General features: G+C 62.5%; 19 protein-coding genes. 15 read left to right on the plus strand and 4 right to left on the minus strand.

The window, feature by feature from the left end; all coding sequences use genetic code 11:
* Positions 1 to 182 precede the first annotated feature (182 nt).
* From Q9R30_RS14785 to Q9R30_RS14805, 5 genes are all read left to right on the plus strand, one after another.
* Entirely contained in the window at positions 183 to 1,262 is a 1,080-nt protein-coding gene (locus Q9R30_RS14785) for a PrpF domain-containing protein (protein ID WP_104997851.1), read from the plus strand.
* Between the two features lie 81 nt (positions 1,263 to 1,343).
* A complete protein-coding gene (locus Q9R30_RS14790; protein ID WP_104997850.1) occupies positions 1,344 to 2,555 on the plus strand; it encodes a tripartite tricarboxylate transporter substrate binding protein in 1,212 nt (403 codons plus the stop codon).
* Between the two features lie 8 nt (positions 2,556 to 2,563).
* Entirely contained in the window at positions 2,564 to 4,591 is a 2,028-nt protein-coding gene (locus tag Q9R30_RS14795; protein ID WP_311218030.1) for a tripartite tricarboxylate transporter permease, read from the plus strand.
* A 38-nt stretch (positions 4,592 to 4,629) separates the two neighbouring features.
* On the plus strand, positions 4,630 to 5,010 hold the full coding sequence (locus Q9R30_RS14800; RefSeq protein ID WP_311218031.1) for a universal stress protein: 381 nt from the start codon (positions 4,630 to 4,632) through the stop codon (positions 5,008 to 5,010).
* Between the two features lie 204 nt (positions 5,011 to 5,214).
* On the plus strand, positions 5,215 to 5,472 hold the full coding sequence (locus tag Q9R30_RS14805) for a hypothetical protein (protein ID WP_104997847.1): 258 nt from the start codon (positions 5,215 to 5,217) through the stop codon (positions 5,470 to 5,472).
* Positions 5,473 to 5,593: 121 nt separating this feature from the next.
* On the opposite strand, the gene Q9R30_RS19375 is transcribed toward Q9R30_RS14805, so the two are convergent.
* A complete protein-coding gene (locus Q9R30_RS19375) occupies positions 5,594 to 6,004 on the minus strand; it encodes a YegP family protein (RefSeq protein ID WP_396136733.1) in 411 nt (136 codons plus the stop codon).
* Between the two features lie 740 nt (positions 6,005 to 6,744).
* On the opposite strand from Q9R30_RS19375, the gene Q9R30_RS14815 reads away from it, so the two are divergent.
* On the plus strand, positions 6,745 to 7,734 hold the full coding sequence (locus Q9R30_RS14815; protein WP_311218032.1) for a LacI family DNA-binding transcriptional regulator: 990 nt from the start codon (positions 6,745 to 6,747) through the stop codon (positions 7,732 to 7,734).
* Positions 7,735 to 7,896: 162 nt separating this feature from the next.
* Here Q9R30_RS14815 and Q9R30_RS14820 read toward each other — a convergent pair whose 3' ends face one another.
* Both Q9R30_RS14820 and Q9R30_RS14825 read right to left on the minus strand, forming a co-directional pair.
* The gene (locus tag Q9R30_RS14820) at positions 7,897 to 8,817 is read right to left on the minus strand and encodes a sugar phosphate isomerase/epimerase (protein ID WP_311218033.1); all 921 of its coding nucleotides are present in this window, start codon (positions 8,815 to 8,817) and stop codon (positions 7,897 to 7,899) included.
* A 31-nt stretch (positions 8,818 to 8,848) separates the two neighbouring features.
* Complete coding sequence (locus tag Q9R30_RS14825; protein ID WP_311218034.1) at positions 8,849 to 10,312, minus strand: sugar porter family MFS transporter; 1,464 nt, start codon at positions 10,310 to 10,312, stop codon at positions 8,849 to 8,851.
* 136 nt (positions 10,313 to 10,448) lie between these two features.
* On the opposite strand from Q9R30_RS14825, the gene Q9R30_RS14830 reads away from it, so the two are divergent.
* From Q9R30_RS14830 to Q9R30_RS14845, 4 genes are all read left to right on the plus strand, one after another.
* Complete coding sequence (locus Q9R30_RS14830; RefSeq protein ID WP_311218035.1) at positions 10,449 to 11,267, plus strand: TIM barrel protein; 819 nt, start codon at positions 10,449 to 10,451, stop codon at positions 11,265 to 11,267.
* A gap of 143 nt (positions 11,268 to 11,410) precedes the next feature.
* Complete coding sequence (locus Q9R30_RS14835; RefSeq protein ID WP_311218036.1) at positions 11,411 to 12,511, plus strand: Gfo/Idh/MocA family oxidoreductase; 1,101 nt, start codon at positions 11,411 to 11,413, stop codon at positions 12,509 to 12,511.
* A gap of 1,462 nt (positions 12,512 to 13,973) precedes the next feature.
* Positions 13,974 to 15,194 (plus strand): beta-propeller fold lactonase family protein, encoded by a 1,221-nt coding sequence (locus Q9R30_RS14840; RefSeq protein ID WP_311218037.1) that lies wholly within the window; start codon positions 13,974 to 13,976, stop codon positions 15,192 to 15,194.
* Between the two features lie 135 nt (positions 15,195 to 15,329).
* The gene (locus Q9R30_RS14845; RefSeq protein ID WP_311218038.1) at positions 15,330 to 15,785 is read left to right on the plus strand and encodes a response regulator; all 456 of its coding nucleotides are present in this window, start codon (positions 15,330 to 15,332) and stop codon (positions 15,783 to 15,785) included.
* Between the two features lie 499 nt (positions 15,786 to 16,284).
* On the opposite strand, the gene Q9R30_RS14850 is transcribed toward Q9R30_RS14845, so the two are convergent.
* Entirely contained in the window at positions 16,285 to 17,169 is an 885-nt protein-coding gene (locus tag Q9R30_RS14850) for an NAD(P)-dependent oxidoreductase (protein WP_311218039.1), read from the minus strand.
* 427 nt (positions 17,170 to 17,596) lie between these two features.
* Here Q9R30_RS14850 and Q9R30_RS14855 point away from each other — a divergent pair, with 427 nt between their 5' ends.
* The 5 genes from Q9R30_RS14855 (at position 17,597) to Q9R30_RS14875 (ending at position 23,999) form a co-directional block, all read left to right on the plus strand.
* Positions 17,597 to 18,577: a Gfo/Idh/MocA family oxidoreductase gene (locus tag Q9R30_RS14855; RefSeq protein WP_311218040.1), complete on the plus strand. Its 981-nt coding sequence runs from the start codon at positions 17,597 to 17,599 to the stop codon at positions 18,575 to 18,577.
* 576 nt (positions 18,578 to 19,153) lie between these two features.
* Entirely contained in the window at positions 19,154 to 20,686 is a 1,533-nt protein-coding gene (locus Q9R30_RS14860) for an ABC transporter substrate-binding protein (protein WP_311218041.1), read from the plus strand.
* A gap of 18 nt (positions 20,687 to 20,704) precedes the next feature.
* Positions 20,705 to 21,694 carry an ABC transporter permease gene (locus Q9R30_RS14865; protein ID WP_311218042.1) on the plus strand — a complete coding sequence of 330 codons (990 nt, stop codon included), beginning with the start codon at positions 20,705 to 20,707 and terminating at the stop codon, positions 21,692 to 21,694.
* The gene (locus tag Q9R30_RS14870) at positions 21,691 to 22,563 is read left to right on the plus strand and encodes an ABC transporter permease (protein WP_311218043.1); all 873 of its coding nucleotides are present in this window, start codon (positions 21,691 to 21,693) and stop codon (positions 22,561 to 22,563) included. The genes Q9R30_RS14865 and Q9R30_RS14870 overlap by 4 nt, the downstream gene beginning before the upstream one ends.
* Positions 22,560 to 23,999: an ATP-binding cassette domain-containing protein gene (locus tag Q9R30_RS14875; protein WP_311218044.1), complete on the plus strand. Its 1,440-nt coding sequence runs from the start codon at positions 22,560 to 22,562 to the stop codon at positions 23,997 to 23,999. Before Q9R30_RS14870 ends, Q9R30_RS14875 begins: the two co-directional genes overlap by 4 nt.
* The last annotated feature ends 265 nt before the right edge of the window (positions 24,000 to 24,264 follow it).

The raw sequence follows: 24,264 nt of genomic DNA on the forward strand, positions 1-24,264 counted from the left end.
CCACCAGCCTTCGGCGCTGGGACTGCAATCCAAACAGGAATAGAGGGCCAGTGATTGAAGTAAAACTGCCTGGATCTGCAAAATCTGTTGATTGTAATTCATCTACGGTACGCCTCACACTGAGGTAGGCCAGTGAGGCGTGGAAGGGTCGAGAAGAGCCCCGAGGAAGGTGCGAGACGACGATGTATAAGATCCCAGCGACGTGGATGCGAGGCGGTACCAGCAAGTGCTGGGTGTTCGAATGGGACAACCTGCAGGTTCCGGGTAAAAGCGTGGATGAGGTGCTCCTGCGTCTGTTCGGCAGCCCCGACAACCGCCAGATCGATGGCGTCGGCGGCGGAACCTCCACCACGAGCAAGGCAGTGATCCTCTCCCGGTCGCTTAGCGATGAAGCGGACGTGGATTACACTTTCGCCCAGGTAGGCATCGACGAGCAGAAGGTCGACTGGGGCAGCAACTGCGGCAACTGCTCAGCCGTTGTCGCCCCGTACGCCATTGAACGGGGCTGGGTGTCCGCCGGTGCTGAAAGCACGTCCGTCCGGGCCCTGAATACGAACACCAACCAGCTCATCCTGCAGAAGGTTCCCACACCCGGGGGCAGGCTGCAGCAGGCCGGCACACAGGACATTCCCGGTGTCCCGTTCCCCGGGTTGCCCGTGGGAATGGGATTCCTTGATCCGGCCGGCAGAACCACCGGGAAGCTGTTCCCAACCGGGAACCCGCTGGACAAAGTGACCTTCGACGGACGGCAGGTGGAAGCCACGCTCATCGACGCCGGCGCTCCCCTGATCATCCTCGAGGCCGAGTCCGTCGGCTTGACCGGAACCGAAACCGCTGCTGACATCGACGCCCGGGCCGGACTGCTCATGCACCTGGACGATGTCCGCAGGGACGCCGCTGTCCGCATGGGACTCGCATCCGCCCCCGCTGAGGCCCGGCGGGCCATACCCAAGCTTGCGCTCGTGGCCAAGGCAACAGCGGGCGAAGAGGCTGACCTCGTCGTGATGATGCTCTCCATGGGCCGGCTTCATCCCGCACTGGCCGTCACCGGAAGCGTCGCGCTGACTATGGCGGCCCAGCACGAAGGCACTGTGGTCTGGGGCCTGATCTCCCAGGACGCCACATCCGGCCTCACCATGCGAACCCCCGCCGGCATCGTCCAGACATGGGCCGAAAGCCGCCTGGGCACCCCCGTCGTCGGCACCCTCCGAAGCGCCCGCCGCATCGCCGACGCCGAACTTCTGCTGCCAGAAACCTGGTAAGCGCACCAAACCACACCCGCCCCCCTCAACCAGTGCCCACGTGGTGTTGCATTGAGGTAGGCACCAACAAAAGGACCCTCAATGACGAGCAATAAGTCATCCTTGGAGCCACCAGGACTTCTCCCGGAGGACACCCCCATCGTGCAGACCGAACAGACCGAGCAGGCCGATCCGCCCAAGCATTCCCGGCGCACTATCCTCGCAGCCGTGGGCGCATTCGCACTGCTGGGAACGGCAACCACCGTCCTGGGTGGAAGCCTGCTCAACCCGCCGTCCAGCACCGAAGACGGCGATTTCAGCGGCGAAACCCTCGAATTCCTGATTCCCTTGGCTTCAGGCGGTGGAACAGATACTTGGGCCCGGTTCATCGGAACCGAGCTGACCAACTACGTTCCGGGCCGCCCTGGTTTTGCACCGGTAAACGAAGCCGGCGGCGAAGGCATTCTGGGCACCAACCGGTTCGCCCGCTCCGCCAAGACTGACGGCACCGAGATCCTGGTCGGCACAGCCTCTACCGTGGTGCCCTGGGTCTTGGGACGCTCGGCCGTGAAGTACTCCTTTGAAGACCTCAAGCCCGTCGTCGTCAACGGCACCGGCGGGGTTATCTACGCCCGCGCAGAAGCCGGCGTCGCCGGCCTGCAGGATCTGGTCAACCGGGACACCCCGCTGGAATTCGGCGGGATCAGCGCCACAGGCCTGGACATCACCACCCTGGTGGCCTTCGACCTGCTCGAAGCGGATGTCACCAGCACCTTCGGGTTCGAAGGCCGAGGCCCGGTCAACCTTGCCCTACAGCGCGGCGAAATCGACCTGGACTACCAGACGACCTCAGCCTACGGCTCAGCCGTCGCCGGCATCGCCAAGGAAGGCAAAGCGGTCGTCCTGATGTCTTTCGGCCAGCTGAACGAGGCCGGAGACGTCATCCGCGACCCCAACTTCCCGGACGTGCCCACGGTTGCTGAAGCCTACGAAACGCTCCACGGAAAGAAGCCGTCAGGTGAAAAGTACGAGGCCTACAAGACCCTGCTCGGGCTGACCTATACCTACCAAAAGGGACTCTGGGTTCCCCAGGAGACCCCGGAAAACGCCTACGAGCTGCTGCGCCAGTCCAGCGAGAAGCTCGGCACCGACCCAGGTTTCCAAGAAAAGGCAGCCAAGGTACTCGGCGGTTACCCCCTCGTCGCGGACCCCGGAGTAGCCGACCGCGTCCGGGACGCCTACAAAGTCAGCAGTTCCGTCCGGTCCTATGTCACAGGGCTGCTCGCGGACAAATACAACATCCACGTTGAATAAGGACCATCATGCTTGACTCCGCAATGGCAGCGCTGGCATCCCTCGCTGATCCCTCCCTGCTCATCATGCTCCTGATCGGCACCGTCGCCGGCCTGATCATGGGCCTCATCCCGGGACTTGGCGGCACCGGCGCCGTCGCAATCCTGCTGCCCATCACCTTCGGCATGGAACCGCCCCAGGCTCTGGCGCTCCTCATCGGCGCCCTCGCCGTCGTCCACACCTCAGACACCGTCTCTGCGGTACTGCTCGGCGCCCCAGGCTCAGCATCCGCCAGCGTCACCATGCTCGACGGCTACTCCATGGCCAAAAAAGGGCAGGCAGCACGCGCCCTGACCCTTGCGTTCCTCTCCTCCATGGCCGGAGGCATCATCGGCGCAGTCGGCCTGACCCTGGCGATCCCGCTGGCCAGGCCCCTCGTCCTGTCCTTCGCCAGCCCCGAGCTCTTCATGCTGACCGTCCTCGGCGTATCTTTAGCGGCAGTCTTGTCACGGGGAAACATCATCAAGGGCATCTCGGCCGGCCTCCTCGGCCTGATCCTGGGCATGGTTGGAACCTCACCGACCACGGCAGAAGAACGCTTCACCTTCGGCAGCCTCTTCCTCGGGGACGGCCTTTCCCTCGTCGCTGTTGCCCTGGGCATCTTCGGTCTGGCCGAAATCGCATCCCGCGCCAGCCAGCGTCGCGGCGAAAAGCAAACCATCAGCCTCGGCGGCGGATGGGGCCAGGGCATCCGGGAATGGCTCACTCACTGGACGCAGGTCATCCGCGGAGCGCTCATCGGTATCTGGGCAGGCGTCCTGCCCGGCGTCGGCGCCACCGCCGGAACCTGGATGGCCTACGGCCAGGCCGTCGCAACCGCCAAAGACAAGCGCCAGTTCGGCAAGGGAGACCCCCGCGGCATCGTCGGCCCCGAAAGCGCCAACAACTCCGTGGAAGCCGGCGACCTGATCCCCACCCTCCTCTTCGGCATCCCCGGCGGCGTGCCCTCAGCGATGCTCCTGGGCATGCTCCTCACATACGGCATCCAGCCCGGCCCCTCGATCATCACAGAACACCTCGACCTGATGTACCTGATCGTCTGGTCCTTCGCGATTGCCTCGATCCTTGGCGCGCTGCTCTGCTTCCTCAGCGTCAAACAGCTCGCAAAACTGACCAAGGTCCCCTTCGCCGTCCTGGCAGCAGGCCTTGTAGCCATCATGCTCCTGGGCTCCTTCCAGGAAGGCGGCCAGCTCGGCGACCTCTGGATCATGATCATCCTTGGCGTCTTCGGCTGGCTGCTGAAATCGACAGGATTCCCCAGGGCACCATTCCTGATAGGTTTCGTCCTGGCCATCCCGCTGGAACGCTACTACTTCCTCACCGACAGCCTCTACGAAGGATTCGACTGGATGGCCCGCCCCGGCGTCATGGTCTTCCTGGCGATCCTGATCCTGCCGATGATCTGGGCCTTCATCAAATTCATCCGCGCCCGCCGACACACCAACCTTGACGATGGTCACCGGGACGAACAGCCCGAGGACGACGAAGCACCGCTGAAGAATTCAACCTGGTCCCTCGCAGCATCAGGCATCTTCTTCGTCGCCTTCGCCGCCGCCCTAATCTCGTCCGCTTCATTCTCACCGGAGGCCAGGCTGGTCCCCCAGCTGGTGAGCACCGGAGGCCTGGTCTTCTCCGGCATCCTGCTCTTCGTTGAGATCCGGAGAAGGCTTCGCGGCAGAACCCCGAAGGCAGATGAGATCCTGGCCGAGGAGATAGAGGGCATCCGTGAAACACAGCCCGCGAAGGCAGGCTGGACTCTTGACGCAAAGTTCGCGTTGAAGACCTTCCTGTGGATGACGGGCTTCCTGGCTCTCACGGCCGCGTTCGGATACCTGATTGCAGTCACGATCTTCATCCCGGCCTTCCTCCTGATAGTCGCAAGGGCCCGGCTTAAGGTGACCATCATCTACACCGGCGTCCTGTACATCGTTCTAGTGGCTCTGCCCTCGCTGCTGCCTATTGACCTCCCGCAGGGCTGGCTTAACAGCCTCGTCTAGCACCGGAACACCCCGACAGCCATTGGAGAAATGAATAAATGACGGTACTCGTAGCCTACGCATCCGCCCCCGAAGGCAGGGAGGCGCTAACTGAGGGGATCAACGAAGCCCACCGGCGGAAGTCAAACCTGCTCATCGTGAACATCGGCCGGGGCCACCACGACCTGGACGAGCAGGAACTGCGGGCATTGGAGAGCCAACTGACCGAATCCGGTCTCGGCTTGATCATCGAATCCTCAATCCTGGCCGATCCAGGGGACGCGGTCATCCAGATCGCACAGGACCGCAACGTCGAAGTGATCGTCGTTGGACTGAGACACCGGTCCATGGTGGGCAAACTCATCCTGGGAAGCACCGTCCAACGTATCCTGCTCGACGCGACCTGCCCGGTACTCGCAGTTCGGGCCGACAAACTCTGACCCGGCGCTACTTGACTGCCGGAACACATTGTCCGGCAAGCATGCTGCCGTTCCCGCACTCCATCGCAACAGGTAGCCCGACGGACGGGCGCGAGGACAGGGCGGCATGCAAACGGAGGCAGGGTGACCAAATGGTTGCCCTGCCTCCTCCCATATCCGCCTCGGAACAACGAACCGCCCGCCTAGAGATCAAGGACAACCGAGATGAACGCCAGCTCCCGCACGCTCAAACCCCACACCGGCTTCCTGACGCCCGGACCCATTGCCAATTGGTCAACACTTGCGCGGACCGACGAAGTAGAGATCCACAATCACGGACGAGTCATAGCGACAGGACGCATAGACATGCTCGCCATCGACGGCAGCATGCTCTGGCTTCAGCAGGACGGCGGACAGGGCCGGGCACTGTTCCTGCACAACGACGGACTGCGTGTGTACCGGCGACCAGTCAAGCAAGGCTGAACTGACGACAGCCGGGGTACAACCCAACCGGACGTCAGGAAACCACGCGAACGCCGTCAGAATAGGGTCCAGCACTCCGTGCCTGCACAAGTATGCACAGACCGACTCAGATTCCTGGAAGCTATGTGATGCGGGTCCAAGGGGCCCGGCGGGCTGGACTGAAACCGGCGCGCGGTCTTGGTTTGGCGTTCAGATGAAGGTCGGTTACTGGAATGCGCCCGAACCTGGTGGCGTGAACAGCTGAGAGATCATTTGTCTCTGACGGCGCCTGCCTTGTGTCCGCCGTAGAGAGGTCACTGACTAATCCCATGCCTGCATACTCCCGAACGGCGGCGATACCGGCAACGGCGGCGCTCTTGTTATCAAAGGCCTTGGACACGGCCATGACAGTGCCATCCGGTGCTGTTAAACGAAATCTGAACGAGGCCTCTGAATCAATAAATAGTTCAAACATTCCGGCCAAAGCGCTCCTCCCGGTCTGCGGGATCCTCGGCGAGGCGTCGTTGCCCCTGCTGACACGGGGACGCACCATTGCGTCCCCTCCCACTGATTTGTCTTTGCGATCAGAAATGACTCAATACATCACCGCCTCATGAGTTTCACCCAGAAGAGATCAGTTCCGCAAGGCCTGCAAAGGAGTTCCTGCCTCCGCCGCTATGAGACACTGCGGCGCTTCACGCCTTGATTTCAAGTCATCACTTTCTGGTACTGGCCAGTACGCGGCCAGCCCAACTGAAGCCAGCAGAAGCTCTGGGGAACCTTGATGGGGATGCTTTGTCCCTCCGATAAAGCAGACATAAGTGTGGACACCGTCCACACCCACTTGGCAGGGAAAGGGCAAATGCGTCTTTCGAGAACGTCCGGCATGAAGACCTTCATGAACCGTTCCGGGAATCATGCCGCGACCAGCACGGGCTAGAACCGGCTGACTAGGGTTGGTTCAAAAAAATTGGCACGTGCTAGTGTCAAGATTAAGTTGCTGCCGGGAACGGCAACGCCCGGGCCTGCCCTCGACGGAGCTCCAGCAGCCCTTGATGGCGTTTTTGTAGTTTTTTGAGTTTGCTCGGCACGGGCGCCGGTGGCGTGGGCGGAGGCAGCGCAGCAGATGGGATCGCCGGGGACACCAATACCGGAATCGGGGGCGTGATTTTCACTAAGGTAGTCGGAGCGGGAAGCAATCGATCGAGTCACGGAGTGAAAGTGAACGTCCAGACAGAGCAACCTGAGGGTACCTCCAGGGCGCGGAACGCCGGGGTCGTTGAGCGGCCCACAATGAAGACCCTCGCCGAGCATGTAGGGGTATCCCGGCAGCTGGTCTCACTCGTCCTTCGTGACCTTCCGGGGGCAAGTGAAGAGACCCGCGCGAAAGTTCTCGCTGCCGCGAAGGAGATCGGCTATTATCCCGATGCCTCCGCCCGGGCTCTGCGCGGTCGGCGGACTTTCCGCTTAGGCGTACTCTTCACCATGCACCAGCCGTTCGAGGTTGATTTGGTTGAAGCTCTCTTTGGGTCGGCGGAGAAGCACGGTTTCTCGCTTATTTTGGGTCCCTTGTCGAAGGAACGGAGCGCGTCGAAAGTCGTTGCCGAGCTGCTGGGTCAACGAATCGAGGCACTTTTTGTCCTGGCAGCCGAAGGAGGTGGCAGCCATGTGTCGGATCTTCCGGCGAACATTCCGGTCATCATGGTTGGTGGTCCCCGGAGCGTGGAATCCCATGACGATCTGCGGGTTGATGATGCCGCAGGTACGAGGATGCTGGTGGAGCACCTCATCGGGCTGGGGCACACCAGGATTGCTTACGTGAGCGGAGGTGAGGGGCCGGGGAGCGCCGTTCGCCGCAGCGCCTATGAGCAAGCGATGTCTGGTGCCGGCCTTGGACATCACATGGATGTGGTTGGAGGCGACTACTCGGAGGAGGGCGGCTCCAGGGCGGCGGTTGAAATACTCAACCGAAAACCTCTCCCGACGGCGATTATGGCCGCAAATGACCGCAGTGCCATGGGAGTCCTGGGAACCCTTGTGCGACGCGGGCTCCGGGTTCCGGAGGACATCTCGGTGGTTGGCTTTGATGACAGCACCCTCTCAAGCCTGCCGTACGTGCAGCTCACCACGGTTGGATTCAAACCTCGTGACCTCACCGACCGTGCCACAGCGGCTATGGTTCGGCGGCTCGAAGACCCCTCGGCCCCTTGGCTGGAACACAAAGAAACGCCACACCTTGTTGTGCGTACCAGCAGTGGCCCTCCCCGTGGGAGGGCCCTTTAGACCCAAATCCGACCGGGGGTCGAAAGAGCGGGGGCTTCGAAACTGGTCCCTGCGGGAACTTTTCCGGCTCATTGGAAGGGCCCTGACAGAGTGGACCTGCTGCCCGCAGCTGTTGCGTACACGGGGCCGGCGGCTTTGGCTGCACCTTGCCGAAAACGTCATCTATCGACGGAGTGCCAGGTTGGAGCAGGAGATGATGTGCTTCCGGGTTCGCTCGGCAATGGGCAGGGGTGTTTCCAGCGAGGGCAGCGGGTACATGTCCTGCTCGACCACGGCAAAGATGTCCCTGCCCAGCTCCGCGACAGCTTCAAGGACCGGCCCGAAGTCCGGAATGCCGTTTGGAGGCTCGGTCATGATTCCCTGCGGGACGGCGTCGGCGAAGGTAGTTCCGTTCTTCAGCACGTCGAAGATCAGGTTTTGGTCCACCTGCTTTAGGTGCAGGTATCCGATCCGTTCAGGGTGGTTTCGGATCAGCCGAACGCTGTCGCCGCCGTAGTAGGCATAGTGGCCGGTGTCCAGGCAGATGCCCACGAATTCGGGATCGGTTTCTGCGATGAACCGCTCCAGCTCGCGGGTGGTGCCGATCTGGCTCTCGGCGTGCGAGTGGAACTGCTGGCTGAGCCCGAATTCCTCGCGGAGGGCACGTCCCAGCTGGTTGTGAAGTTCGCGAAGGTGGTCCCATTGTTCTACTCCTGGCGTCCGGAGAACGGGGTTCTGGAACTCGGGTTCACCCCACATCTCTGGCAGCACCACTACATGTTCTGCCCCCAGCGCCGAGATGAGCTTGCCGATCTGCTGGACCTCTTCCCACGCCGTCTTCCAGGCTTCCCCGGTGCCACGGTGGAAGGATGTGAACATCGTTCCGGCAGACAGATGGAGCCCCCTGGAACCAAGTTCGTCGGCAAGCTGGTTCGGATCGGTGGGCAAATAGCCGTAGGGACCGAGTTCAATCCACTCGTAGCCGGCATCGCGTGCTTCGTTGAGGAATCTTTCCCATGGAGGCTGCTGCGGGTCGTTTGGGTACCAGACGCCCCAGGAATCGGGAGCTGTTCCGATGTGTATGGTGCTTTTGGTGTCGCTCATGGGAGCCTCCTGATGTCTTGATGCTTGCGTGTCAACGTGCGTTCTTGGCGTCGACTTTGTAGATTGCGCCGGTCATAACGTCTTCTTCGAGCTTCTCGAGGCTGCGGCCACGGGTCTCAGGTACCTGCCTGTACACGAACACGAGGGCGACCGCGTTGAGGGCTGCAAAAAAGTAGAAGGAACCGGAGATGCCTATGGCGCCGATAATCGTCGGGAAGTACAGGCCCAGGAATGCGTTTGTGATCCAGAGCATGAACACAGATGCGCCCATCCCGAAGGCGCGCATCCGCAGCGGGAAGATCTCAGACAGAGTCACCCACGTGGCGACGTTCAGGAACAGCGACATCGAGCCCACGAAGGCGACGATCAGGAAGAGGAGGACGAACGGACGGGCAGGGTTACCTGCGGGCAGCAGCAGGGAGGCGGTGCCGATGAGGACGTGGCAGAGTGCCGTGAGGGCATAGCCAAGGATGAACGTCTTGCGGCGGCTGAAGCGGTCGATCATGCGAAGGGCAATGACTGCGGTGACCACTGCGATTACGCCCGGGGCGACGTTCGCGACAAGGGCTGCGTTCGCCGAGAACCCGGCGTCGATGAGTACGGTCTGCCCGTAGTACAGGATGGAATTGATGCCCGTCAGCTGTTGGAATACGCCCAGGCCGATGCCGATGAGCAGAATCCGAAGGAGCCATTTGTTGGACAGGATGCCACGCCAGTTGAACTGAAACTGCTCGCTTTCCTTTTTGGCAAGGAATTCAATTTCTGCGATTTCAGCTTCGGCACGGCCGGCGGGACGCAGCGCCTGGAGCACCTTAAGTGCTTCCCGGTGGCGCCCCTTTTCCACCAGCCAGCGCGGTGACTCGGGCACGCGCAGCATGCCAATAAACAGCGCCGTGGCGGGAATGACTTCGATGGACAACATGACGCGCCAGATACCGGGGACCTCTCCCCAGGTATTGCCGATGATGGCGTTGATGATGAAGGCGGCAAGCTGGGCGGTTACGATCATCAGCTCGTTGCGTCCGGCAAGTGAGCCGCGGATCTCGTAGGGTGCGAGTTCGGCCAGGTAGACGGGCACGACGGTCGACGCGCCGCCCACGGCCAAGCCCAGGATGGCGCGGCCGATCACCATGACCGTGAAGTCCGGTGCAAAGACACAGACCAGGCCGCCGACGAAGAACAGGGATGAAAGCAGCAGGATCGCCCTGCGCCGGCCCCAGGCATCGGAAAGCCGACCGCCGCTGACGGCTCCGGCCGCGGCGGCGAACAACAGTGAACTCGTTACGACTCCCTCAGTGAAGGCGTTGAGGTTGAGCTCAATGCTCATCGGGTGAAGGGCCCCGTTGAGTACGCTCGTGTCGTAACCGAAGAGCAAGCCCCCGAACGTCGCGATAAGGGCTACTAGGCCCAGCCGCTTACGGTACGGGCCGGGCGTGAGGGGCGGGAGCGCCGAGCGCAATCCGCTGGTTGTCGACGTGTGGTCGATAGTGGACACAACAGACTCCTTTGTCCTGACAATGAGTTTTGCACCACACTAGCACGTGACAATTAGCACGTGCTAGTGTTTGTTGACGAGGCAGGTCCGCGGTCAAAAGATGACCTCTGGCGGCCGGTAGCAATGGAGGTATCGCATGAGCGTGGCGCTCAACCCCAACGGGATCACGCTGGCCGCTTCGGCGGAAATGTTGTTCACTGATCTGCCCTTCCTGGAAAGGGTAAGGAAGATCGACTCCCTGGGTTTCCAAGTGGAAATCTGGGACTGGACCGCGAAGGACCTGAAAGCGTTAGCCGCCTCTGGTGCGACTTTTTCGTCGATGACCGGTTACATCAGCGGCGACCTTGTCGACAAAGAGGGGGCCGATGAGTTGGTCCGGACGGCAGAGCAGTCGCTGCAGGCGGCGGAGGTCCTGGACAGTCCCCGTCTAAATCTGCACGGTACCGGACTCGACGGCAAAGGCCTTCCCGTTAAGCCGGTCGAATCGACCAGCGGACCGGACTGGATCCGCGCAACCGATACGCTCAAGCGGATCGCGGAGCTCGGCGAAAAGCAAAACCGCGTTTTCACCCTCGAAAACCTGAACACGGCCGTGGATCACCCTGGAACGCCGTTTGCCAAGGCAGCGGAAACCATTGCGCTTGTCGAAGCCGTGGATAGCCCCTACCTGCGGTTGAATCTGGACCTGTATCACGCCCAGATCGGTGAAGGTAACCTGATCGACCTCGTTACCCGCGCACTGCCTCTGATAGGAGAGATTCAAGTCGCGGATGTGCCAGGCCGTTTCGAGCCAGGCACTGGCGAGATCGCCTACCCGGCAATTTCCCGTGCGCTCGGAGCCCTCGGCTACACCGGAGTCGTCGCGCTGGAGGGCTGGGCGAAAGCTGACTCCCTCGTCGCCCTGGAAGCCTTCCGTCGGGCCTTTGCCGGCTCCGGCGTGGAACTCTCCCTCTGACCACGCGGGCGGCTGCTCATCGGCCGCCTTCCGTGCCTACTCCGCCTTCCGTGCCTACTCCGTTGGGCGCCCGGCACTGCCCCTGGCACCACAGACCAGAAAAGGCTGGATCAACCAGCCAACACTCTTGAAAGGACACCCCAATGACCTACTTCACTGTCGAATCAGCGCGGCCACGGCCGGTCCAGGTTGGCCTCATCGGCGCCGGCTGGATGGGCGCCTACCATGCCCGCAGCTTGGCCGAGAAGATCCCCGGAGCAGCCTTGGCGGCGATCGCGGACCCCGCGGTTGAACCCGCTACAAAACTCGCCGCCGAGCTCGGCGTTTCCAACGTGACCACGGACCCAGCCGACCTGCTGGCAGATCCCGACATCGACGCCGTCGTCATCGCGGGACCGGCGCGCTTCCACGCCCAGCTGTCAATCGACGCTGCCCGCGCCGGCAAGCACGTTTTCTGCGAAAAGCCCGGAGCGCTCACCCTAGAGGAACTGGCCCAGGTAGAGGACGCCGTCGCCGCAGCGGGCGTCCACTGGCAAATCGGCTTCAACCGCCGCTACGCCGCCGACTTCCTGGCTAGCCGCCGTGACATCGAAGCCGGCACCGTGGGTACCCCGCAGTTGCTGCGCTCGGTCACCCGTGACCCCGGCAACGGAAGCATCCCGCACGCGGCACGGATCCCCCAGTGGACCATCTTCCTCGAAACCCTGATCCACGACTTTGATGCGCTCAACTGGTACAACCCCACAGCAGAGCCCGTGAGCGTCCATGTCACCGCAGACGCTCTCGTCGAACCCTCCTTCAAAGACGCAGGGTTCCTCGACACGGCTGTCGTCACGATCCGTTACAGCAACGGCGCGATCGCTGTCGCCGAGGCGAACTTCTCCGCTCTCTACGGCTACGACGTACGCGGCGAGGTTTACGGCTCCCTCGGAATGGTCCAAGCCGGCCGGGCCACCGAAACGGCCGCCGTGCGCTACGGAGCGGACGGCCTCTCCGCTCAGACCCCCCGTCTGAACATCGAACTGTTCGCTGACGCTTACCGTGACGAATTGGCTGACTTCGCAGAGCACGTCCGCAGCCGCCGTGACGGCGAAGCCGCCCCGGACTCCGGCATTCCGCTCACGCCAGGGCTCCCGGACGCCCGCCGCGCCCTTGCCATCGCACTTGCATGCATCGAGTCCGCCCAAAGCGGCTCAACGGTGGCCGTCGCGGGCGCAACAACTCAGGCAGCACTCCACGCCTGACATTCAGCCGGGAGTCCCAAAGGGCTAAACGGGCTCAGTAACACCGGCCCTACCTGGCGGCACGGCACCACGTGACCGTGCCGCCAGGGCCCCTGGGTTTAAGGACGCGTGGTGCCTACAGCGATCCGCGACGGCGAGACAGACGCCGCGGGGCCACCCGGCCCCACGGGCCCGAAGGCCAAGCTGAGTCCGCAAGGTATGGAACGGGTTTCCCGATGTTCCTGCCGCGGAGGTGTGAAGCTCGCAGGGCCGACGATCGAGGCCCGGGGCCGCAAAGGATATGGCATAACGGGACTGAGCGTTGTCCCAGGCACGCTCATGCGCGTTCGCTCCCCTGCCTTGCTATGTGCCGAGCAGGAGTGTCGGAGCTGGGGGGAGTTTCAGTTGGTTGTCGTCGTTTTCAGTGGTGTGAAGCACATATGACTGAACCCGGAGGGATAACCGTTCCCTGTCCGAACGCGCGGTTTCCCTCGCTTCCGGCCCAAACAGACCGCCTCCAAGGCAGGGCATCGCCTCTAACGCCAGGCCATCACGCTGGGCCCCCAGGCGGCGCCCGTCATCCTCGACCACTTCCCAGCCGGCGGCTGGCAGGACTGCCCGATAGTGCTGCAACACAACGGCGTCTGCCGAGAGGACAAACCAGCGGGTACAGCCGCCGCCACCCCTGAAATTACACCTGCTGGGACTCACGATCTGCGCTGGCCATGGGCTCGTCCGTGCCCTCGATCATGCACTGCGGAGTCGACTGGAATTGCGCCTGAGGCCGCTGCCCCAGAGCCAGCACAGCGAGCAGCGCCAGTCCTGCCCCAACGACGAGCAGCACCGCGGCTGAGACTGCTCGTCCGATCGCGGGCATCGCTAATTGTCGCCCCGCTTGAGCATGCGGCCAATGTGCTTTCGAATGGTGCACCCCCAAATCCAGATGCTGACCAAGACCTGACCGCCGGGCTGTATATAAAAAGGTGAACACGCTGAATACGTATGAGAAAGGAACGGGTAAGGAACTCGATTCGTGATCGTCATGCACCGTGCTTGAGAATTTCCATTAGTGGCAAGCCGCCCAATTTCTCGTGCGCAATAAACAGGTAGCTCCAACGCAAAAGACAGGTACCGGCTAATGGTGACGGCAGGTTCACCGGGTCGATAAGCTCCGGCTTGAGCCGTTGTTTCGGCGAGTCGTTATGAGGGGGCCTGCCGGCACCCGTTGTTCTTGGCGCAGTGCTGCGCCGAGACGATTTCCGTCCGTCAACGACGGCAGGTGATCTTCCGAAGGCCGCAAAAAACGCGCCACAACAGAATTCGCTTTCCATTCGTAGGGGGAACCAGAATGCAGCTATCAAATACATTGTCCCGGCCATACCTGGATCGGCCTTCGTCCCAAGCCAACAAAACACAGCACTCCGGAAAACGCCTTTCCGCGCGGCGATCGTGCGCTGCCCGCCTTCGCGGCCGGCGTGCGGCCATGATCGGTACCTTCCTGGCGGCCCTCATGCTGGCGGGCAATGTCCCGGCAATTGCTGCCGCCACGGCGACCTCCACGATCCAGGTCGGCCCAAACCCCAGTAACGTTGCGTTTACCCCGGACGGGTCCATAGCGTACGTCACCAACACCGATTCCGACACAGTGTCCGTCATTGATGTCGCCTCGGGAACGATAACCTCTTCAATCGCGGTAGGGCCGTTCCCCATCGATGTTGCGTTCACCCCGGACGGGTCAACGGCATACGTCACCAGCACCGGGTCCGACACGGTGTCCGTCATTGATGTGGCGTCGGGGACAATGACGTCCAGCATCCCTGTCGGGTCCCTGCCGCTCACCCTTGCATTCGCCCCGGATGGATCGATCGCTTATGTCACCAGCGGCGACACCAACACGGTGTCGGTCATTGATGTGGCGTCGGGCACGATGACGACCGCAATCGCGGCAGGGCCGTATCCAGGCGCCGTTGCGTTCACCCCGGACGGGTCGACGGCCTACGTCACCAACGGGCAGGACTACAACACGGTATCGGTCATTGATGTCGCCTCGGGAACGATGACCGACACGATCAACGTGGGGCCGTCTCCGGCCGGTATTGCGTTCACCCCGGATGGGTCCACAGCCTACGTCAGCAACAACGAGAGCTCCACGGTGTCGGTCATCGACGTGGCATCCGGTGCGGAGACCTCCACGATCCAGGTTGGGTTGAGCCCGGTCGGTGTTGCGGTCACCCCGGACGGGTCGGCTGTCTACGTCGCCAACTCTGATGAGACGGTGTCAGTCATCGACGTGGCATCCGGCACGGTGACCTCCACGGTGCCGGTCGAGCGGGGCTCGGGCAGTGTTGCAGTCGCCCCGGACGGGTCGAGAGTTTATGTCGTCAACACCTTCTCCAACACGGTGTCCGTCATCACCGTGAACGCGGCACCACCGGTGTTCACCGCCGCCACGCCACCGACCAAGGCGAACACGCGGACCGCCTACAGCTACACGTTCGCCGCTACGGGTACCCCGGCTCCAACCTTCGAGGTTTCCGGTGCACTGCCTGCAGGCCTAACCCTGAACCCCACCACCGGAGTCCTGTCCGGAACCCCAACCAAGGCCGGCAAGTTCACGTTCAGGGTGACCGCCACCAACGGTGTCAGCCCCGACGCCGTCACGGACGCCATCACGATCACCGTGACTAAGGCGAAGGTCCGCTGAGCAGTTGACGTCCAGTTGTGTTTTCCTGACGTGCATCAGAACTTGCTACTGCATGGGGCTATGAGGTTCCAGCCCTCTTGCAGAAGTGTGTCGAGGTTTCGCCAAGGTTCCGGTCGATGACAGCATCCGGGGCGGGTGGCCTCAGTTGAGGAAGGCCCATCGGTCCCCCACCGGTGGGCCTTCTTCATCCTGCGGTTACCTCAACGGCGCCAGCAGCGATGTAGTCCCGTTTCGCTCATAGAAGACGACCAAGACATCCGGAAACTGCTCCTGCGTGTCTGCCCATGGGCAGGTACCGCCGTTCATCTGGCCGAGGACGGATTGTCGGGCATCACGTCCGTGGGCGAGTATCATCCCGACGTGATCATTTTGGATTACGAACTGCCGGATATTGACGGACTGGAAGTAGCCCGGCGTATCAGGGAAACCAGCACCGCCCACATTTTCATGCTCACCGCCCAACCCCAGATAGTCACAGACCAATACCGTACCGCCGGGATAGACGACCTGCTCGGCAAGCCCTGCAGCGTCCGGAATCTGACCCAGCGCATGAACGATGTGCTGGCCACGAAAGCACTCGCCCACGAATAGGCCCAGGATGGGATCCTGGCGAGCGCACGTGCTGCGCGACTGCGCGTAAATGGGTGCCGCCAGTGCTGCATCGTTCTCCTGTGTGTTCGGGTGACGTGCGTGCGGTGGTCAGTGGCGCACCCTGGCCGTTTACCCCCTCCTGCTTTCCCGCGGGCGGGCATACACTGCACCTGGTAAGTCCCCGCCATTTGGATGGTCAGGACGGGCCATGAAACTTGGGCCCACCAGGCTCACGCCCTGTTCCCCGGCCTGCGCGAGCAACCGTTCCGCAAGCTCCTTCTGATCGATGATCTCTCCCGTCACAGGATCGATCATCGCCCCCTGTCATCTCGGTCGTGGACTCTGGCACGGCCGTCTCCTTTCGGATCAGACCGGACCCCACCCGCCGTTATTCAGAAAGTCCCGGCAGGGGCCCACACCGGCCACCAGAAAGTCCCAGGGCTGATGAGCGCATTGCGAGAGGGAAAGGGCTGGAGAGGCTCCCGCTCTTTCCCTCTAGTTACTGGTTGAGCTTATGTCCTTCGGCATCGAGGTAGTCACGCCAGGATCGCTTCGGCGTCCAGCCCAGCATCCGTTGGGATTTGGCGCTTGAGATCCCCGAAGCATCGGTACGGCGTAGTTCGCGCAGTTCGATTGTGTCACCGTAGTACTTGTTCAGGACCTCAGCGAAGTCGTGCCCGCCTACATTCTCAGGGGAAGCGATGTAGAAGACCTCATGTCCGGGTAGGTCTGACTCGGCGGCCAGGACGATGGCATCGGCGAGGTCGTAGGCGTCGACGTAGCTCCATAGGTTGGGGCTGAGGACCGATGCATCACGGATCTGCGGTCCGAGGTTATTCTCGTAGTTGCCTTCGAACTGGACCCAGCTGGGCCTGATGGAGATGCACTGGATGTCGGACCGGGCGATTGCGGCGTCCATCAGCTGCTCGCCGAAGTGCTTGGAGAGCGCGTAGGGGTCCTGCGGGCGGATCGGGTGCTCCTCGTCCACGGGTGCGTAGTCAGGGAGGAATCCGCGCTCGGGAAAGAAGAACCCCGGGACCGTCTCACTGGAGATGAAAACGAAGCGTTTCACGCCAAATTGTATGGCCGCCTCAAGGACATTAAAGGTCGCCATGAGATTGGTCTGGAATACGACGTGAGGCGGGTTACCCGTCGGTTCGGGGATTGCAGCGACGTGTACGACGGCATCCGCTCCGCGGACGACGGCGTAGGCTTCCCCTGCATCGGTGAGGTCGGCCATCGTGTACTTCGGGGTGCCTTCAGGCTTGCGCTCGAAGCCGGGACGAGTGAGATCGGTGGTGAGTACTTCGTGTCCGGCGTCGATCATCGCCTGAGTAGCGGCACGACCGACCTTTCCATGAGCGCCAGTGATGAGGACCTTCATGATGTCTCCTAGATGGGGGTACGGGGTTGGCACATGGATGAGTATTTCTCCGGCACCCTCAGCTGGATTTCCTCGCCGGCCTCGCTGATGGGTTTCAGGACGCCTCGAGCTCCGGGTGTTGTTCTCGCCGCCCACCGATACGGCACTGGCATCCGCGAGGCCGCCTGGCCTGGCCGATATCCTTCTGCAACGCCCTACCAGCTTTAGTTTATGGCCTGAACTATATACGCTGAATGCATCGAGGTCAACGCCCGCTGCTGCCGCGAGTGCCGCCGTTGTTCCCCTCGACCTTCCGCTGCTCTAACTCGGGGCGGGTGGCAGATGCAGCTTCACCGTGTCCGGTAGGCACCGGCTCGCATGATGGGGATGCTCGTACAACTTGACGCGAATAGACTGCCGTTCTGGCGCCCCAGCAAGGAGACATGCAATGTTAAGAATCGGAATTTTGGGCGCATCGGGTATAGCGCCTGCGGCGGTCATCCGGCCAGCCAGGCGGCGAACTGACGTAGAGGTCGTCGCTGTAGCCTCCCGCCGTGCAGAGTCTGCACACCAGTTTGCAAACCACCACCGGATTGACCGTTTTTACGGCGATTACTCCTCTTTGATGTCCGACCCCGGCATTGATTTGGTCTATAACGCGCTGCCACCCTCCGAGCACGCCAAGTGGTCGATCGCCGCCTTGGAGGCAGGAAAGCACGTGCTCTGCGAGAAGCCCTTCGCAATGAATGCGGATGAGGCTGCAAAAATGCTGGAGGCTGCGCAATCGACAGGTTGCCGCCTCATCGAAGCCTTTCATGACCGCTACCACCCCCTCAGCGCGGAACTCGATGCCGTCAAGGCCTCCGGCGGGCTCGGCGAGGTTTTGACACTGAGCGCAGACTTTTCCAGCTCGAATCCTTTCGATCCCGCGTCGCTGCGACACGACCCGAGACTGGGAGGCGGACCGCTGATGGACCTCGGCTGCTACCCGGTTCACTGGGTGCGGGCATTTATGGGCGAAGAACCAAAGGTAGTCCGAGCCAGCGGGACGCTCAATCCCCTTGGCGCGGACCTGAGCGTAACGGCCGACCTCCAGTTTCCCTCAGGAGCAAAAGCGCTCATCACATCAGCAATGCTGGAAGAGCCCGGCCACCTGAACTCATCCCTCGAAGTGGTCGGTACAGAAGGGAAACTCGTCGTCAAGAATCTGGTCTTTCCTTCCAAAGGACACTCCGTCACCCAGAGCCATAACGGGCTGGACCGTACGTGGACCGTACGTGGCCTTGAGACCTACGACCATCAACTGGAGGCCGTAGTCCATGGTCTTAAGTCGGGCCAGGAGCTGCTCACTGAGGGCTCCGACAGCCTTTCCAACATGAAGGTCATCGACGGAATCTACGCTGCCGCAGGTTTCGGCATTGTGCAATAAACATGCAGCTTTCCCGGCAGCGGCATCCTGGAGTGACCGCCAGAGAAGCCGAACTTCCCCTCCCTGTTGCCCACCGGGAGAAATGCCCGGAGATTAGGGGTTGGCGTGTACTGACAGACCCCGCCGGGCATCACCCCCAGCCCGTCCTCGCGGTCGGAGATGAGACTGATCCGTCAGGGTGAAGCAGTTATCGCGTCGGGCCCGTGGGCCGGCGAAGCGCGGGACGACAAGCGCTGACCACTCCAATCAGCGCCCTAGTTGGGCTGGAATTATGCAGCACAGAAGTTTTCGGACGTCATCGAAGGTTGTTCGACGCGGTCGAAAGACTGCGGTTCGGAGGCGCCAAGATATCTATGAGGTTCGCCATCCATGAGCACGTTCAGGAAGTCACAGCCAACCAAGGCTCGTCTTGGTTGGTAGCGCCCCCCGGAGATTTCTTCACCCGCTGCCCCTGGGCAGACCTAAACAAGTAACACCAGTTTTGGTAATGATAATCACTCGCAACTAGAATAGCGCGTGGGAACTAAAACTTGGCAACTAAAAAGGAGCAGACCCATGCTTGGGCGCAGGATAAGAATGGCCGGGGCGTCAGCTGCCACCGTATTGATGATGGCCGGATGCGCCGGGGAAAACCCGGCAAAGAACCAGGCTGCTCAGCAGCCGCTGAAGGTAGTTGGGCAGTTTGAGCTTCACAGCCTTGACCCCTCCACCAGCGGAGGATTCTTCACCCGCCTGCAGGTGGCTGAGACCCTGGTGGATGCAGACAATCAGGGGGCGCTGCAGCCTGGGCTGGCCACGGCTTGGGAGGCCTCTCCGGATAATCTTTCCTGGCGATTCACGCTACGCGAGGGTGCCACTTTCCATGACGGGACCGCGGTCACAGCTGATTCCGTTGTCGGCGCGTTGGAGACCGCACGGACCAAGGCGGCAAGCCCCCTTGCAACGGTTCCGGTCAAGTCCATCACGGCCGAGGATGGGGCAGTCCGGGTAGACCTGATGGAGCCGTACGCCCCGCTGCCCGCCGTCTTTGGCCACACCAGCACACAGATTCTTGCCCCCAGCTCGTACGCTGCCGACCGGTCAGTCACCGAGGTAGTGGGCTCCGGTCCCTACAAGGTGACGCGGCTGGAGCAGCCGGCCACCATCGAACTGGCTGCCTCTGAGCAGTGGCAGGACGAAAAGTCGGAGATTGCGGAGGTCCACTACCAGGCGGTGGGCAGGGCCGAGAGCCGTGCGCTGCTAGCCGAAAGCGGACAGGCCGACGTCACGTTTGGGATGGACCCGACCAGCCTGCAGCGGATCAAGCAGGCCGGCAAACTGGATATCGCGGCGGTAACTCTTCCCAGGACCATCCTGATGAAGGTAAACGCCGCACACGAATTCCTGGGTGATTCCCGCGTGCGTCAAGCCCTGAGTCTGGCCCTGGACCGCGAAGCGATGGCAACTGCGCTGCTTCGAGACCCTGAAATGGCCGCCAGCCAGCTGTTCCCGCCCTCGCTGCCGGAGTGGCACCAGGATGATGTCACGCCGCTGGCCCATGACGCCGACGAAGCGAAGAAGCTGCTGGCCGAGGCCGGCTGGGCCCCCGGAGCCGACGGAATCCTTGAGCGCGAGGGGAAAAAGTTCTCGGTCAGCCTGCGCACCTTCCCTGACCGCCCGGAACTGCCGCTGCTTGCAACCGCCATCCAGGCGAAGCTGAAAGAGGTGGGAATCGCCCTGGACGTTAAGGTCGGGAATTCGAGCGAGATTCCCGCCGGACACAAGGACGGTTCGCTGGAACTGGCACTGTACTCGCGCAATTACGCACTTGTGCCCGACGCGCTGGTAACCCTCACCGAGGACTTCAGGCCCGGCGGCGCCGACTACGGCGCCATGGGCTGGAACAATGCAGATCTGACCTCGACACTGAACGCCATGTCCACCGGCACCGATGCCGGCAGCAGCGAGGAAAACCGGCGCACGGTCACCGACATCCTGCACAACGAATTGCCCGTGATCCCTGTGGCCTGGTACCGGCAGAGCGCCGTAGTGAGCGACAGGGTCGAGGGCCTCGTCCTGGATCCTCTCGAGCGTTCCTGGCGGCTGAGCGACCTCGCCTGGTCCAAGTAGAGACGGGGGAAAACGTCCATGGAACCACCCACCGCGGGGCTGCGTATTCCTTCCGGCCCTGCCGCCCGCATCCTTCGCCGGCGCACAGTACAAGCGGTCGCCGTTGTACTGCTGGTCTCCACCGCGTGCTTCGTCATTGTGCAGAACCTGCCTGGAGACATCGCTTTCCGCATCGCCGCTGGCCGCTACGGTTACGACCAGGTCACCGCAGTCTCGGCGGACAGCGTCCGCGCTGAACTGGGACTGGACCGGCCACTCTGGCAGCAGCTCTTCGACTGGCTGACAGACCTATTCACCTTCAACCTCGGCACCTCCCTGGTAACGGGAGGAGATGTCGCGGGCGAGCTGGCGTTCTATCTTTCCAGCAGCATCCAGCTCGCCGTAGTGGCCCTGGCCATCGCCTTCGTGACAGGCGCAACTGCCGGAACCCTGGCCGCCGGCAGACCCGGCGGAGCCTTGGACCGGATCACCAACCTCTGGGTCTCCGGCGCACGCGCACTGCCCCCGTTCCTCCTCGGGCTGGTCCTGATCCTGGTCTTCTCCGTCCACCTCGGGGTGCTGCCGGCTGCGGGCCACGGCGAAGCGACCAACATCGTGCTTCCGGCTGTGACCCTTGCGGTGGGGCTTTCCGGGCTCTTTGCCCGGGTCACCCGCGACACCGTCGTTCAGGTAAGAGAATCCGGATACGTCCACTTCGCCCAGACCAAAGGCCTCAGCGGACGTGTGGTCTTCTTCCGGCACATCCTGCGCAATACGGGAGTGACTCTGATCGCCTACCTCGGCGTCCAGGTGCTGATCCTCATCGAAGGGGTCGTCATTGTTGAAAGCCTCTTTGCCTGGCCGGGCCTGGGACACGCGCTCGTGCACGCCATTTTTTGGCGGGACATTCCCATGATCCAGGCCACCGCCGTGGCGTTGGCCCTCCTCGTCGTTGTACTGAACACGGCCGTTGACCTGGGCTCTGCCGCCATCGACCCCCGTCCCCGCCGCCGGGAGGTGGTCCTGTGACAGCCCCCATCGCCAACCAGTTCAGCACGGACAGGAATCAGGAGCGGCAAGAGGTGCTGACCCCTGCTCCGAGGGGCTGGTTTCCGTCCCTGACCTGGGCACAGCGCGCCTCGGCGGTGCTGCTGGCCGCGCTGGTGCTCTTTGCACTGGCCGGCCCGTTGGCCTGGCCCGATCACGCAGCCCAGGACCTGTCCCGGTTCTTGGACGCTCCCAGCCTCCAAGAACCCCTGGGCAGGGACCACCTGGGCCGGAGCGTCATCGCCCGACTGGCCCACGCCACCCAGCTGTCCCTGCTGATGGCCCTGCTGTGCGTCGGAACCGCGCTGCTGCTCGGAACACTCGCGGGCATCACCGCCGCTTGGCGGGGAGGATGGACAGACACTATCCTCCACGGGCTCTCCGAAGCTTTCATCTCACTTCCGGCGCTCCTGGTGGTCCTGATCTTCTCAGCGCTTGCCAACGGTGAACTGTGGTCACTGTATGTTGGGCTCGCCCTTGCCCAATGGGTGGAATACTTCCGGATGATCCGCTCGCGCAGCGGACTGTTACTTGCCGGTCCTGCCGTCGAGGCAGCCGGGCTACTCAAACTCGGATCCGTGCACATCGTGCGCCGGCACCTCTGGCCCGAACTGCGGCCCCTGCTGACCACCATGGCAACATTCGGGCTCGGCTCCTCAATCCTGGCCCTGTCCACCCTCGGATTTGTCGGTGTCGGCGTCCGGCCACCCACACCGGAACTGGGGCAGATGGTCACCGAAGCCTTCCCCTACTACCATGAGGCGCCCTGGATGTCCCTCGCACCCGTCCTGGTCCTCGTCACCATCCTCACCGGGCTCCTCGGCCTGCGAAACAAGGAGTCCCGCCCGTGACACTGCGCCTGAAAAACCTCGTGGTAACCCACGGCCAAACGACGCTGGTGGAAGCCGCCGACCTGCACTTTGTGCCGGGGCACCCCGTCACAATCGTGGGTGAGAGCGGCTCGGGTAAATCGCTGCTCGCCCACGCGATCATGGGTACGCTCCCGCCAAACCTCGCAGCACGGGGAAACCTCACCCTGGACGGCCACACCTACGACCTGGCCGACCCCAGGAACAGGCGCAGGCTCTGGGGCCCGGTCATGTCCATGCTGCCACAGGAACCCATGCTCGCACTTGACCCGACAATGCGGGCCGGAGAACAGGTCGCCGAAGCGGCCACCGGTTTCAGGACAGATAAAAGAAGCGGCCGCGCCGCCGCCGGAAAACTGCTGGGCGCTTTGGGCCTGGCCCGAGCGGCCAGCGCCTTCCCGCACACGCTCTCCGGCGGGATGGCCCAGCGGGTGGCCTTCGCTGCCGCCACCATCGGCGGGGCTCAACTCCTGATAGCGGATGAGCCCTCCAAAGGGCTGGACGAGGGTGCGCGGAATGAGCTGGCGGCACTGCTACAGCGGCACGTCAGCGGCGGCGGGATCCTGCTGACCATTACCCACGATCTGGAACTCGCCCGCAAGCTTGGCGGGGATGTCCTGGTCATGCAGAACGCCCACGTCATCGAACAGGGACCGGCCCGGGAAGTCCTCAATGATCCTTCCCACCCCTACACCCGGCGGCTGCTCGCAGCTGAACCCTCCAACTGGCGCCACTCCTGGGTCGCAGCACCAGCACCCGAGGGATCAACAAGTCCGGCTCTTATCCGCGGCGAAGGGCTGTCAAAAGCCTTCGGAAAACAGCAGCTCTTCTCCGGACTGGACGTGAGCGTCCATGCACGGGAACGGGTATCGCTGAGCGGACCGAGCGGCAGCGGCAAAACAACGCTGGGCAACGTGCTGCTACGCCTGCTGCCCCCGGATGCCGGAAAGATCCAGCACTCCGACGTACTGCAAGGCGGCCGGCTGCAAAAGCTATACCAGGACCCCGCCCTGGCCTTCCCAGCCAGGGTGTCCCTCAAAAATTCCTTTGGCGACCTGATCCGACGCCACCGCCTGGACTCGGAACGCCTGGAAGAACTCATGGCCTCACTGCGCCTTGCACCGGCGCTGCTGACCCGCACACCCGGGCAGGTCTCCGGCGGGGAACTCCAACGCCTGGCCATTATCCGCGCAATGCTTTTGGAACCGGCCCTGGTCTTCGCCGACGAACCCACCTCACGCCTTGACCTCATCACCCAGTGTGAAACCATGACCTGCCTCATGGAACAAGTGGAACGCCAGGACTGCGCGCTGGTCCTCGTCACTCACGACAGCGGCCTCGCCAGGGCTGTGACCCACCGCAGCATTCCGCTGGGCACAAATAAAAAAGACGCCGAAAGGCTCAAAGCCTTCGCCTAAGCCTAAAAAGCACACCGCCGGTCAACGCCTGTATCCTGCCTACCGGGAAGATTCTGAAGCGGCAGAAAAACGGACAGCGTACCGTAGGTGATTCCGGTTGGACGCGCTACTGTCAGGCACAGGAGCGCGTCCTTCCTAGGCCTTGGGCTGGGGCGGGCAGCAGCTGTCCGCGCAGGCGCTGGTCTTTGCAGAAGACCCCTGGCGTTCCAGGCTGATCTTCACTTTGGCTTTCTTGCGGACTTTGCTCTTAGGCAAGGTGCTGACT

It is taken from the genome of Arthrobacter sp. AB6 (assembly GCF_031844545.1).
Taxonomy (GTDB): domain Bacteria; phylum Actinomycetota; class Actinomycetes; order Actinomycetales; family Micrococcaceae; genus Arthrobacter.

Excerpts from the sequence above, each read along its gene's own strand:
- Q9R30_RS14785 (WP_104997851.1), top strand. The coding sequence starts at position 183 with ATGTATAAGATCCCAGCGACGTGGATGCGAGGCGGTACCAGCAAGTGC.
- Q9R30_RS14790 (WP_104997850.1), top strand. The coding sequence starts at position 1,344 with ATGACGAGCAATAAGTCATCCTTGGAGCCACCAGGACTTCTCCCGGAG.
- Q9R30_RS14795 (WP_311218030.1), top strand. The coding sequence starts at position 2,564 with ATGCTTGACTCCGCAATGGCAGCGCTGGCATCCCTCGCTGATCCCTCC.
- Q9R30_RS14800 (WP_311218031.1), top strand. The coding sequence starts at position 4,630 with ATGACGGTACTCGTAGCCTACGCATCCGCCCCCGAAGGCAGGGAGGCG.
- Q9R30_RS14805 (WP_104997847.1), top strand. The coding sequence starts at position 5,215 with ATGAACGCCAGCTCCCGCACGCTCAAACCCCACACCGGCTTCCTGACG.
- Q9R30_RS19375 (WP_396136733.1), bottom strand. The coding sequence starts at position 6,004 with ATGGTGCGTCCCCGTGTCAGCAGGGGCAACGACGCCTCGCCGAGGATC.
- Q9R30_RS14815 (WP_311218032.1), top strand. The coding sequence starts at position 6,745 with ATGAAGACCCTCGCCGAGCATGTAGGGGTATCCCGGCAGCTGGTCTCA.
- Q9R30_RS14820 (WP_311218033.1), bottom strand. The coding sequence starts at position 8,817 with ATGAGCGACACCAAAAGCACCATACACATCGGAACAGCTCCCGATTCC.
- Q9R30_RS14830 (WP_311218035.1), top strand. The coding sequence starts at position 10,449 with ATGAGCGTGGCGCTCAACCCCAACGGGATCACGCTGGCCGCTTCGGCG.
- Q9R30_RS14835 (WP_311218036.1), top strand. The coding sequence starts at position 11,411 with ATGACCTACTTCACTGTCGAATCAGCGCGGCCACGGCCGGTCCAGGTT.
- Q9R30_RS14840 (WP_311218037.1), top strand. The coding sequence starts at position 13,974 with ATGATCGGTACCTTCCTGGCGGCCCTCATGCTGGCGGGCAATGTCCCG.
- Q9R30_RS14850 (WP_311218039.1), bottom strand. The coding sequence starts at position 17,169 with ATGAAGGTCCTCATCACTGGCGCTCATGGAAAGGTCGGTCGTGCCGCT.
- Q9R30_RS14855 (WP_311218040.1), top strand. The coding sequence starts at position 17,597 with ATGTTAAGAATCGGAATTTTGGGCGCATCGGGTATAGCGCCTGCGGCG.
- Q9R30_RS14860 (WP_311218041.1), top strand. The coding sequence starts at position 19,154 with ATGGCCGGGGCGTCAGCTGCCACCGTATTGATGATGGCCGGATGCGCC.
- Q9R30_RS14865 (WP_311218042.1), top strand. The coding sequence starts at position 20,705 with ATGGAACCACCCACCGCGGGGCTGCGTATTCCTTCCGGCCCTGCCGCC.